The following is a 12,400-nucleotide window of genomic DNA, read 5'->3' as shown; positions in this document are numbered from 1 at the left end:
TATTAATCTAAAGCTCCAAAACTTCTCATAAATTCTTCTTTTGTTTTTGGATTCCAGAAGCTTTCAAATTGTATTGCAGTTACATTACTAGTTTTGAATAATTCTGCTAAATGCTTAATTGATTTAACTCCAACACTTCCATCTATAGTCCAAACTTTTTTAATTCTGAAATCATAACCTTTTTTTTCTTCTTCTAAAATAGCACCACCAAATTCATTTAAAGTTTTAAAAGATATATAACCATTAGAATTTGCCAACTGTAAGGTTAACCCTTTCAAATTTTCTTTAATTAATCTAATTCCGTTTTTAAATTCTGCAGCATTCATAAAATCAAGTATTACTTTATTAATACACTACAAAGTAAAGCTTTATTTTATTAAAAAACAAATAATACTTAATTAATTTAATAAAAAATAAAGCTTTACTTTATTTTTTATATATTTGTATTCTAAAAAAAATAAAATGGAAGTATTACGCCTAAAAGAATTGATGAATCAAAAAGGAATAAGTAGGGAAGAATTAGCCAATAAGGTTGGAGTATCTATGACGACTATCAGTAATATTAATTCGGAAAAAAATTTGCCAACAATAAATTTATTACTCCAGTTGGCTGAAGCACTTGATGTGGATATTAGAGAAATGTTTGTTGCAACAAAAAATTCAGTTGTTTTACAATCTGAAGTAAATCAAGTAAAAGAATTATTAGAAAAATCTCTTAAAATTCTTGAAAACAAATAATACAAAATTATTATAAATTAATAAAAGTCAAACTTTATTAAAAGCTATGCCTTCGTTCTTTTTTTGATTGTAACAATTTTGAAAACTCCTTTAGTTCTTTTGGTGTGAAATTCGATACTTCGAATATGATTGGATATTTTGGGTCTTCAGTCTGAAGTATCATTTTTAATTGTTCGAGTGTGATAATTATTTTCATTTTTCCGTTTATTAATAAATATCAACTAAAAAGCGAAAATTGATTTCAAAATTTTTCCTAGAAAATTTTTGAGCCACTTCATGCACACCATAATACATAAGTAAGTGTTTCCTAAATGAGGCGGATAACTGAAAATAAGCATTTCCCAATTTTTCTTGCCATTTACACGGGGGAAGGGGTGTTTTTACCCCAGAGGGGGTGTATTTTTCTGTTTGAACCTTAAACTTTTACGTGTGTTTGACAGAACAAATGGGGTACAAAAAGGAACATTAAAACTACATTTTAGGTACATAAAAGCACCGATTAATTCAACTTTAATAATTGCTTTTTCTTTTGGTCAAATTCGGTTTGAGTAATAATTCCAGCGTTTAGAAGTTCAGATAATTTTTTTAGTTCATCTAAATTACTATTTGGCTGTATTACTGTCGCATCATTTTTAACAGCAGATTTCTTCAGCTCGTATATTTTCGTTTCAAGTTCTTTTATCAATTCCAGTTCGTTAAGTTCTGTTATAAATTCGATGTTGTTCCCGCTTTTATTTCCTATAGTTATATAATAGCCTCGATTTGAAAAGAAATTATTTATTATGTTGTTAGTAATACCTAGTTCTAAAAATGAATCAATCACCGTAATTAAAAATAGAACAAACGCTAATCCCATCAACGTACAACCGATAATGATTGCTTGTGATTCCAGTTGTAATTTACCAAACAGTACTTTATTCAATATTACTAGCAATAGCCCAATAACGAACATACGAGACAATACACCCACAAACGTCATGCGTTGCTCCGTGTGTTCAGCATAGGAAAAATTGTCTAAATCAGTTGATTGAATCGTTTTATTACTGTTCTGAGCAGTTGCAGTAACCTTGTCATTGGTTGTTTCAACTGTCACGCCAGTTTTAAAATCGAATGTTTTCGGGTTTGGTTGTTTTGATTCCATATTATTTTATTTTAAAATGATTTTTTTGGTATCGATTAATTTATTGCTGTCATCGTAAATTCTCACAAAATAAATTCCAGTTCCGTTCAGGTTATTAAATGGCACTATATTTTGTTGTTGATTTATGTTTTGGTTAAACACTTCTTGTCCTATTGTATTGATGATTTTAACATTCCAACCGCTAACATTTATTTGATTATCAAAATCGATTGTTATGCAATCAGTTGCTGGGTTGGGATAGATTTTTATTGAATTGTTAGATAAATTATTTGTTTCAATACTTAGATTGGCTGGCGTGAACTTATAAATAACACCTCTGTCTAATGTCCCACCATAGCGGTTATTAACGCCATATAATGCGCTACCATCGTAAGTTAGCGTTCCGTTTTCTTGAATATCATAACTTTGTGGAGCAGTTCCATACTGACTCCAATTATACCATTGGTAACCCGTTCCGTCTGTATTGATTGAATATAAGTTTACGTTTGATTTCCCGTAAAGAACATTTCCCACCAGCACCAATGAGCCATATGACCAAGTATAATTAGTTGAGCCGTTTAATTCACTAAATAGACTTTGAAATCCCGTGCCGTCCGTATTGATTTTAAAAATATTTCCTTTACCTGTTGCTCCACCCAAAGCAGTCATCCCATATAAGGTATTTCCACCCAATACAAGCGTTCCGTTTGGCTTTGAACCATTTGTATAATTGAAATTGTGTAATATTGTATAACCAGTTCCGTCTTTATTGATTTTGAATATTTTACCAGCATTATTATTTGAACCATACGTGGAAGTCATACCATACAGGAAATTACCATCCATAAGCAATGAACCGTATGGGTTTTCCTCACCCAAATTAAAACTGTGAAGTATATTGAAGTTGCTCCCATCAGTATTTATTTTAAAAATTGTTCCTTCACCACCTAATATATCAGCATAAACGGCACCACCTTTTCGGGTCATACCATATAATGTATTACCTGAAATAACTAAAGAACCTTGCGGATTATTTCCATCAAGAGGATTTTGATAAGTAAATAAATGTAAAACTGTATATCCAGTTCCATCTATGTTTAGTTTGTAGATTCCATCACCTTGGGAAGACATTCCATACAATATACCATTATCATATAACAACGAACCGCATGGAAAACTATAAGTTTCCGTAAAGCTATGCAGTATTGTAAATCCAGTTCCATTTGGATTTATTGAATAAACATAACCTGCATTATTTGTTCCGCCTATGTTTGTCGTTCCATACAAAAGACCGTTTGCAAAAGTCAATGAGCTATAACCACCACTACCTACTGCTGAGAAATTATGCAAATTGGTAAATTGAGCATTTGATAACGAAGTAATTAGAATTGTTAAGATTAAAAAATATTTTTTCATCATTTTTCTTTTTTAAAATTTTAACAAATATAAAATAAAATTCTATTTTATAGTGTACTAAACTATAGAGTACCACAGAAAAATAAAAATATTGAGATTTGGAGTATGAAAGATTCTACTGAAAAACCAAATCTTGAAGAGCTTGAAGCAATTGCTCTGAGACTAAAAGAACTTAGAAAAACTAAAGGATTTTCTAATTATGAACATATTGCATTTGCATTAGGAATGAGTCGTTCAGCATACTGGAGATTAGAAACTGGTGCTAATTTTGAACTTAAAACATTAATTAAAATCTGTAGGGTACTTGATGTAAGTTTAGAAGAATTTTTTCATGGAATCAAAAAAACCGATTCAAAATAATAGAGTCTCACCCTCTTTCTTTAAACTAATTTCTGTTTTACAAACACAACTATCAAATATATCTTAACAACCTTAATTTCTGTGGGTGGGCTGTGTCATGTTCCCAAAAAAAAAATGCTGCCTAAATTTTAGATAGCATTTTAATAATTTTAAAAATGTAATTTATAATGATTTGATTTTTTGAACCAATTCATCAACTACTTTTTGTTTACAAGATAATTTTTTAGAAATATCATCATCTTTTGAAGTCCAAAAATCGAATAAGTTATTTGAATTAATTCTTTTTGTTAGCATTTTGTAAGTTGAACCATTTACATTTCGACTTCTTGCACAACAAATTACAATATCAATTTTAGAAATATTAATTCCAGTTATTTTACTTAAAGAAATTAAATCTTTTAAAAAATCCAATACCTTTTGTAAAACATTTGGTTTATCACCTTGACTAATGATAATTATAACCTTGCCATCAATTACCAAAACAGCAATAAAATCAATTAATTCACCTTCTGAATTATAATGTAATTTATCTATTTCTTTCCAAGCCCAATTGAAAAGCTTGAATTGTGATGCTTTTGGTTTAAGTTGTTCAAATAATAGCCCAGCTGTAGTTGTCTTACCACCATCTGCTGTACCTCTAATTACTAGGAAATTTGTCATAAGTTGTGTTTAAAAAAATTGTTTTTATAGTATTTAAGCTAAATTAATAATATTATTTCAATAACTATTTTTTATACGTTTTTTGTCCAAAACTTTAACATTTGACTGTAAAGTAGTTGACTATATCAAAAAAAAATCGTAAATTTTATCAAATTGAAAAACCTTTGAAGAAAAGTTAGATATTTAATAATAAACAGTAAAGTTTTTAGAAAAACCTTCGGTTTCCTATGGGGTTGCTCCCATAGGTTTCGCCACCGAAGTAAAATAAGGCGAAAATAACAAAGGCGAAATATTAACTTAAAATTGAAACACAAAAAAAATGTTCAGAAAGAACACAAAATTAAAACTACTTCTTATTTAAAATTACCTTCACAATTAGTTGAAGATGTAAAAGCTTTAAATCTATCAAAAGAAAATCAATCTTATTCTTTCAAATTCATTGGAATTATTTTAAGAAATAACTTCAATGATTACAAAGACTTATTTGAAGAAACTGCAATTCCAATTGAATACATCAAGAAATCATTCAATGATAAAAATTATCAAAATTGGTTAAAACCACTTTTAGATAATAACATTATTATTAGAAATGATTATTATTCAAAAGATAATAATACTTGTTATAATTATTCAATTAATTCTAATTATTTTATTAATAATTTATATGATAATTATATTGATAAATCATCTAATGTACTATGTGTAGACAATCAATGTAAACCCTTATCAATAGTGAGTTATAGAGATATTATTAAATTAGATAAAGAAGATATATTACACTTAAATTACTTCAAAAAAGATATTGAACAATTAAATATTGATTACACTAAATTAGAAGAAATTATTCAAAATAAAATTGATAGTATTTCAATTGAATCATTTGCAACAAATGAAAAAATACTTGATGAAATAATTAATCTAACAATCAACAAATCTTCAATCTGGATGAAACGTGAAAATGCAATTGCAAAAGCAAAAGAAATGAATATGGTACTGATTAAAGATAATAAGCGATTTGTAATTGCTGCACCAGAAGCTTTTATTTCAACTAAAAAGCAAATGATTGATATTATGTATAATCAAGCATTAATGAACCTTAAAAACGGTAATTATCGTGCTAAAAGAAATCAAACAAATAATCGATTAGACACCAACTTTACTAATATGTGTTCTAAAATGGTTGATGAAATTTGTAACCAAAATAACTTGATACAAATTGATTTAAAAAATAGTCAATTTGCTATTCTTTCATTTATGTTACAAGATAAATTACACACAAGTGATTTCAAGTTATTTAAAGAACTTTCAGCATCTGGTAAACTTTATGAATACATCAAAGATAACCTAGATTTAAAAGATAGAAAAGAAGGTAAAAACGCTGCCTTTGAAATTCTTTTTAGTTCACATAAAAACACAACCGCAAACAAAAAGAAATTGCAAGAATTATTTCAAACTGTTATTGCTTTTATTGATAATTATAAAAAAGAAAATGGTGATAATAATTTTGCAATAAAATTGCAGCTAATGGAATCAAAAATGTTTATTGATGATATTTTTATGGACCTTAAAAAGAAGAAATTTTTCGGTTTGACAAAACACGATTCTGTAATTGTTAAAGCTGAAAATGAACAAGAAATACTTGAATTAATTACAGCTTATTTTAAAGCACAAAATTTTGATTATGAGTTAGATATTAAGAAAACAGAAATCGTTTCAAATAACACATCAAATGAAGCTAATGGAACAATTGAATTGTTATCAAAAGAAGAAATAAGTAAAATAATTAATAGAAAATTGTTTAATGATGAAGTTCCAGAAGAATTAAAATCAAAGTTACAACCTATGGCTTGGAATCTATCTGCTTATTCAATTGAAGATTATCATGATGTTTATTCTTTAATTAAATAATTTTACAACTTACACCATTATTTAGGAAATTAAATGAGGTTCTTAACGATTACTATAAATCTTAAATACCTAAATCAAATTGTTCTGTTGTTCCAAGTGAATTGATTAGATTAAAAAATGAATCTCTATCTGTAAAAATTGATTGAAACTGGTGAGGATTATTTATTAAATGAAGTATTCCAAAGTAATTTTCAATTTCACTTAACATAGGTGTTGGTTTAAATAATGCAATATTCTTTTTATATCTTTTTGCAAAATCTATTGTGTGCATTGTTCCAGAATTAACACCCATTTCAATTGGAATTACAGTATCTGATAATGCGGCTTGTATTCTATTTCTTTGAACAAAACTTTGATTGCCTCTATTGATTCCAAAAATCATTTCTGAAACTAAACAGCCACCACTTTCAATTATTTCATTAGCTAATTTAAAATTTGTTGGTGGATAAATTGAATCCAATGAATTTGGTAAAACGGCAATAGTATATTGTTTATTTTGAACTGCTTTTTCATGAGCAAAAGTATCAATACCTAAAGCCAAACCAGAAACGACACCAAAATTCAATTCATTTAACCAATCTACAATTTGATAAGTAATTTTTTTACCGTGTTTTGAAACTTTTCTACTACCAACAACAGCCGCTAATTTATCTAACTTCAAAACACCTTTGTAATAAATAACAAGTGGTGAATCATTGATTCTTTTTAATTGAATTGGGTAATCATCATCAAAACAAGTTATTGTTTGAATATCATAATACTTTAATTTATCAATTGCAATTTCAGAAAACACATAAGATTCATTAACAACTTTATCAGAAATTAAAAAATTTTGAATTAATGAAAATAACAAAGTATCAAAATCTTCATAAAGATTAGCATAATCTTTAATGATTTTAATATTATACTTTGTTAAGTATTTTAATAAAATTATTTGTTTTAAATTTAATATCATTACAATAAATGATTTAAAGATTCAATTAAGTTGGTTTTATAATCTGGATTTATTGTACCTCTTACAGCAGTAAATTCACCAGAACATTTATAAGTATATCCAACTTTATAAACATCACCATCAATTTCATAATCATAAATTTTATAATCGACTTTAAATTTACCTAAAGCAATAAAAATAATTTTATTGACACCAGCTTTTTTTAGAAGTTTTCTAACTGTTTCACAAGATGAACCGTGTGTTGTATAATCATCAATAATACATACATTCTTACCTCTTAATAAATGTTTATAAACTGGATTCAAAATGATTGTATCAAATTCTGAATTACAACCATTAGAAATTCTTTCAGCTGCTGACATATTTTTTCTAGCAGCTGATGGTTTATGCCTTATTAAAATATCATCTGTTTTTCTACTTGAACTAAATGTTTTTCTTAAAACTTCTTTAAAAGTTTTAAGTACTTCATTTTCTTTTCCAGTTGAAGAAGGATAATAACCCCAATAATTAATTTCATTAAACTCGCTATGATTTTGATAAGCACTAATTAATGAATAAATTAGAAAAGGATTTTTAAATTCAGTAATTCCAGATTTTAAAAATCCTTTTAAACTATTGCCAATAGCTTTAACATCTGGATTTAATTCCATATTTGTCATTGCATTGGTAAGCCCATACAATTCAGTACTATCATCAACTTTTAATCTATAATACCAAGGGTTATTTATATTTAAAAAATGTTCAAAAAAATACCTTAGTCTTGCTGGTGATAATATTCCAATTCCATATCTATAAGTATATAATTTATCATCTGGATTGTTTTCTCGTGCATAATCAGCTGTCAATAAAACTAATTTTGAATTTGCTGCCAAAAACAAATCATCTTCCTTAGCTCCTAAAATTAATATATCACTAAAATTAATTTTTATTTTATTGTTAATATATTGAATTAAACCAGTACCTCTTCTATAATTTGCATTTACACAAACTTTTTCAAAATCATTTGGAATTGCATCAAGCCTATCTTGATGAATTGAAATAATAACAACTGTATTATCTTCATTTAATGATTCAAAATAATCTAATGCTTCTTTAATACCATCAAAATAATCTTCAGTTAAATTATCTATTAAAGCGTCAATTGATGTTATTAATAATTTCATATTGTAATTTTGTTAAACCTTTAATTACAAATTTAAGGTTTAGTTTGATATTTAGTGAAAATATTTACAAACAAAATAAACTAATTTTTATTAAATTGCAAATCAAGGAGTTATATATCATTTTATTCCTACAACAAAATAATATTTATATCTTTGAGATATTATACCAGTTTATAGATTGGTTTTGGATTTGGCAGAAAAGGAAAGGTTGAACACATGATTGTGCTCTCATTTCTCTGTTGAATGTCGTTTACCGAGACGTTCTTCTCACTTTTAAATTTATTTTGTAAATCGTCTTTATGAATTATCTCAATTAATTTATAAAGTGTTTCTTTGATTAAAATTACTTCTACATCAGTATAGAAAAAGCCATTTTGATTTAATATCTGCTTGCATTTTTTGTCTGATAACATAAGATTTTTTTGTTTTACTATACTTTTATTCTATAAAAAACTAGCAACAATTATCACCAGCTTGAATGGGTGGGCATTTCACCGTTCCATAGCTACAATATACGCAACAATCACCTTCCAATGGTCGCAATCTCGTTTTACAGCCTTTACATTCATAAAAAAACTCACAAGCATTGGTTGGCATCATTTCCGTTTTCTTATGCCCGCATTTCGGGCAAGTAATCGTTGATTCCAATTCAACTTTTTTACCGTTGTAAATTGTACATGTGTCACAATCCCCATGAAGTTTGTTGCTATAATAATTTATTGCTGTACTAACAAACAAACCAAACATTCCAGCATAAATGAAATATGTACCATCGTTGGCAAAATGATAACCATAAAATATCAAAAATCCACTTGGTATGCCTACTATCAACGGATATGTACATCGATGTTTGCGATATGAAATATAAAGTCCAATTAGCGAAACCAAAACCATAGCTTGGAAAATCCACATTGTCCAACCACCAAATAATTCAAAACTACCCAATCCAAGAGCGGAAGCACCGAATGCGAAAATAGGGAAACAACATGGTGAAAAAATAGCAGTTAAGAAAACTCCAACTGTTCCAAGCTTGTCAATATTATTAGTTAAAATATTTTTCATTTGTTATTATTTTGAAAGTTTTAAAATTCTAAATGCTCCTTTACCTACGAGGATAAACACAAAAACCCCAATGACCAAATCAGGAATTTTGGAATTGGTGAAATATACCAACACGCCAGCTACAATCACACTAAGGTTTACAATCACATCATTGGATGTGAAAATCATACTGGCTTGCATGTGAGCTTCGTTGCTTTTGGATTTTTGCAATAGGTACAAACTTATAGCATTCCCAATAAGCGCAAGCAAAGAAATTAGTATCATGGTTTGGAATGCGGGCACTTCGGTAAAACCTAAAAATCTTCGAAGTACTTCCACAAAGCCTAAAATAGCTAGTGTCAATTGAAAGTAACCACTGATTTTGGCAATGCCATTTTTGCGGGCAACTGCACCACCAACAGCAAATAAAGCGAACGAATAAACAACGCTATCCGCCAACATATCTAAACTATCAGCAACTAATCCCATCGAGTTGGAAACAAAGCCTGTAATCATTTCTAATACGAAGAAAAAAGCATTGATTACTAATACTTGCCAAAGTAATTTTCTTTGTTGAGAATCATCTGAAAATTGGAAGTTCTCTTCTGAAATTTTAGTTTCTAGTAATGCGCTATCAAAGTTTAAACTGTCAATTTTAGCAGTTATTGGTTCTGTATCACCTAAATGAAAAATTTCTAATTTCCTATTTGGAATATCAAAACTAAGATGTTGAATTTGCTCAATACCATTCAACTTCATTCGTATCAATTGTTCCTCACTAGGACAATCCATTTTGGTTATTTTATAAATGCTCTTTTTCATAAGCTATAATTTAATTTTTACTCCAGCATTAATAACAAAACCATCTAATGGAGCGTAAATATCTTTGAATGTTGGATTTGAAATAGTCCCTGTATAGATACTTCCAAATTTTGTTTGTCTTGTATCTGAGAAATTTTCAAAGTTAGCATATATGGAAAAATGTTCCCATAGCTTTTCAATCATTGCTCCGAAAACCCAATAATTCTTACCTATTGAGCCATCATTTAATTTTTGCGGACTATAATAGTAAGCTTCCAAACCAATTTTCCATTTTTCTTCAATTTCATACATCAGAACATTATTAAGGCGGTGTTTTGATGTAAGTGGATTTTGTGATTTAGTACCATTCTGATTAACCACAGCATCGGTAAAAGTATAACCCATGAATAATTTAAAATCTTCATATCCCAACTTAATATTGGTTTCTGTTCCTTTAGTGTCAATATGCCCATCAATATTAACGAACTGAAATGTACTATTTGGAAGCGGTGTTAGTATTAACGAATTATTGATGTAGGTATAAAAAAACAATTGATTGATACTGAATGAAATTTCATCAGTAATATTGGTTTTGTAATTAACATCAAAATTCGCTCCGTAACTTCTTTCTAAACTATTAAAATTGCTATTAATCGGCAATACATCTTTGTATTGAATTCTCTCGCTTTCTTCTGTAAATATAGTTGGCGTTTTATAACCTAAACCCCCACCAATACGTGAAGATAATTTATCTGTTACTTTAAAAAGCGTTGATACTTTTGGCAAGAAAGCAAACCCATAATCAGCAATATAATCACCTCTCAAACCTGTTTCAATATGTAGCCATTCTTTAACTTTTAATGTGTTTTGAGCAAATGCCCCAATAGTAACTTGGTTGTAATCACGTAAAGGAAATGAAGTGGTTGCTTTTTCGGAAAAGTTATCCGTGTAAAGATTTGCTCCTGTTACCCAATCCGAAATTTCGCCATTGTGAGAATAGGTGGCTTCTGAAAAAGTACTGTTCTGTAAGCCATCAAAAGTGTAGCTTGGAATTGATACAATTCGATTAAAATTATTAAAGCTATTACGGAATACCAATTGTTGGTTTTCTTTAAGTTGATGTGTTAATGTTAGCTGAGTACTTATTCTCTTAGTGTCATTCTTTTCAAAATATCCACTTGAATTTTTATCATTTTTAATATAATCTATATCACCACCGATACGGTTTTCAAAAGCAGTATTTAGTCCAAAATCTAGTTTTGTTTTATCGTTAAAATAAATAAACAATTTTGGGTTTATATTGAACCTCTCAAATTTTGGAATAGCAGTCAAATGAATATCGGCTGGGTCATAAGGAGCATTTCTGTTATGAGAAGCAAATAGTGTGAATCCAATTTTGTTAAAGCGTTGCGAATAGAACCCATTAATATCAAGTCCTAATGCCGATGTCCCGTTAATATGAAAACGTAATTCTCTTTCCGTTGTTGGTGTTTTTGAAATTAGATTGACTAATCCTGCAATTGCTCCGCCACCATATAAAGTAGAAGCAGAACCTTTAATGATTTCAACTTGTTTTAAATCCAGTGGTGGTGTTTGTAAAAGTCCTAAACCACTTGATGCACCTGAATACAAGGGAAAACCATCTTTCAGTATTTGTGTATATCTTCCATCTAGTCCCTGTATTCGAATAGAGGAATTGGCTGAAGTTGCTGAAGTTTGTTGTGTTTGAATACCAGTACTTTCGTTTAACAACATTCTGATATCTCCTGGCTTCATGTTGCTTTTTTCTTCTAATTCTTCACCAGCAATAAATTCGACCCTTGTAGGAATGTTTCTAATGGTTCTACTGCTTCTTGTTGAAGTAATTATTACCTCTTCAATTTCTTCCGTTTCGGATTCCAAAAACAGCTCCAAAGTATCATTAGTTGGTAGAGGAAAAACAAATGTTTCGGTTTTACTTTTGTAACCTTCAGAAGAAAACGTTATAACATACTCCCCATTTGGAATATTGGCAAACATTACTAAACCTTCATCATTTGATATGGTACTTGTGTTATTAACTACAGCTGTTACTCCAACAATTGGCTCATTTGTTTGCTCGTCTTTAATAACAGCTTTAAAATTATTCTGTGCTTGCGCTATCCCAACAATGAATATTGCAGAGATTATGAAAAAATATTTTTGCATTATTTAATTACTTAATGTTTATAATCGATTTTATGCAAATAGTTTTACCAT

General features: G+C 28.6%; 13 protein-coding genes and 1 pseudogene. 3 read left to right on the top strand and 11 right to left on the bottom strand.

The genetic code is table 11. The annotated features are described in order from the left end of the window. Positions 1–2: 2 nt before the first annotated feature. Positions 3–326: a hypothetical protein gene (locus BMX42_RS08660; RefSeq protein WP_091312386.1), complete on the bottom strand. Its 324-nt coding sequence runs from the start codon at positions 324–326 to the stop codon at positions 3–5. A gap of 136 nt (positions 327–462) precedes the next feature. Here BMX42_RS08660 and BMX42_RS08655 point away from each other — a divergent pair, with 136 nt between their 5' ends. Further along, positions 463–738, top strand: coding sequence for a helix-turn-helix domain-containing protein (locus tag BMX42_RS08655; protein ID WP_091312382.1), 276 nt, complete (start codon positions 463–465; stop codon positions 736–738). A gap of 499 nt (positions 739–1,237) precedes the next feature. Here BMX42_RS08655 and BMX42_RS08650 read toward each other — a convergent pair whose 3' ends face one another. Together BMX42_RS08650 and BMX42_RS08645 are read right to left on the bottom strand one after the other, a co-directional pair. Further along, complete coding sequence (locus BMX42_RS08650; protein ID WP_091312378.1) at positions 1,238–1,879, bottom strand: SHOCT domain-containing protein; 642 nt, start codon at positions 1,877–1,879, stop codon at positions 1,238–1,240. A gap of 6 nt (positions 1,880–1,885) precedes the next feature. Continuing rightward, positions 1,886–3,274 carry a choice-of-anchor tandem repeat GloVer-containing protein gene (locus tag BMX42_RS08645; RefSeq protein WP_177169149.1) on the bottom strand — a complete coding sequence of 463 codons (1,389 nt, stop codon included), beginning with the start codon at positions 3,272–3,274 and terminating at the stop codon, positions 1,886–1,888. Between the two features lie 105 nt (positions 3,275–3,379). Here BMX42_RS08645 and BMX42_RS08640 point away from each other — a divergent pair, with 105 nt between their 5' ends. Beyond that, positions 3,380–3,634: a helix-turn-helix domain-containing protein gene (locus tag BMX42_RS08640; RefSeq protein ID WP_091312373.1), complete on the top strand. Its 255-nt coding sequence runs from the start codon at positions 3,380–3,382 to the stop codon at positions 3,632–3,634. 162 nt (positions 3,635–3,796) lie between these two features. On the opposite strand, the gene BMX42_RS08635 is transcribed toward BMX42_RS08640, so the two are convergent. After that, positions 3,797–4,294 (bottom strand): hypothetical protein, encoded by a 498-nt coding sequence (locus tag BMX42_RS08635; RefSeq protein ID WP_091312369.1) that lies wholly within the window; start codon positions 4,292–4,294, stop codon positions 3,797–3,799. A 303-nt stretch (positions 4,295–4,597) separates the two neighbouring features. On the opposite strand from BMX42_RS08635, the gene BMX42_RS08630 reads away from it, so the two are divergent. Then, positions 4,598–6,202, top strand: a complete 1,605-nt coding sequence (locus BMX42_RS08630; RefSeq protein ID WP_091312365.1) for a hypothetical protein — start codon at positions 4,598–4,600, stop codon at positions 6,200–6,202. A gap of 61 nt (positions 6,203–6,263) precedes the next feature. Here BMX42_RS08630 and BMX42_RS08625 read toward each other — a convergent pair whose 3' ends face one another. The 7 genes and pseudogenes from BMX42_RS08625 to BMX42_RS08600 all read right to left on the bottom strand — a co-directional run bounded on the left by BMX42_RS08625 (position 6,264) and on the right by BMX42_RS08600 (position 12,349). Next, entirely contained in the window at positions 6,264–7,157 is an 894-nt protein-coding gene (locus tag BMX42_RS08625; protein ID WP_091312362.1) for a DNA-processing protein DprA, read from the bottom strand. Next, a complete protein-coding gene (locus BMX42_RS08620; protein ID WP_091312358.1) occupies positions 7,157–8,320 on the bottom strand; it encodes a phosphoribosyltransferase in 1,164 nt (387 codons plus the stop codon). Before BMX42_RS08620 ends, BMX42_RS08625 begins: the two co-directional genes overlap by 1 nt. 161 nt (positions 8,321–8,481) lie before the next feature. Then, on the bottom strand, positions 8,482–8,733 hold the full coding sequence (locus tag BMX42_RS08615; RefSeq protein WP_091312352.1) for a hypothetical protein: 252 nt from the start codon (positions 8,731–8,733) through the stop codon (positions 8,482–8,484). Between the two features lie 40 nt (positions 8,734–8,773). Continuing rightward, complete coding sequence (locus tag BMX42_RS14620) at positions 8,774–8,992, bottom strand: GDCCVxC domain-containing (seleno)protein (RefSeq protein ID WP_245748279.1); 219 nt, start codon at positions 8,990–8,992, stop codon at positions 8,774–8,776. A 51-nt stretch (positions 8,993–9,043) separates the two neighbouring features. After that, positions 9,044–9,382, bottom strand: a pseudogene (locus BMX42_RS14615) (MerC domain-containing protein); the annotation flags it as partial. 6 nt (positions 9,383–9,388) lie between these two features. Beyond that, a complete protein-coding gene (locus BMX42_RS08605) occupies positions 9,389–10,183 on the bottom strand; it encodes a cation efflux transmembrane domain-containing protein (RefSeq protein ID WP_091312347.1) in 795 nt (264 codons plus the stop codon). Between the two features lie 3 nt (positions 10,184–10,186). Further along, complete coding sequence (locus tag BMX42_RS08600) at positions 10,187–12,349, bottom strand: TonB-dependent receptor (RefSeq protein ID WP_091312344.1); 2,163 nt, start codon at positions 12,347–12,349, stop codon at positions 10,187–10,189. Positions 12,350–12,400: the final 51 nt, after the last annotated feature.

Source organism: Flavobacterium terrigena, from assembly GCF_900108955.1.
Classification (GTDB): Bacteria; Bacteroidota; Bacteroidia; order Flavobacteriales; family Flavobacteriaceae; genus Flavobacterium; species Flavobacterium terrigena.
This window is presented reverse-complemented; position numbering and strand designations above follow the sequence as displayed.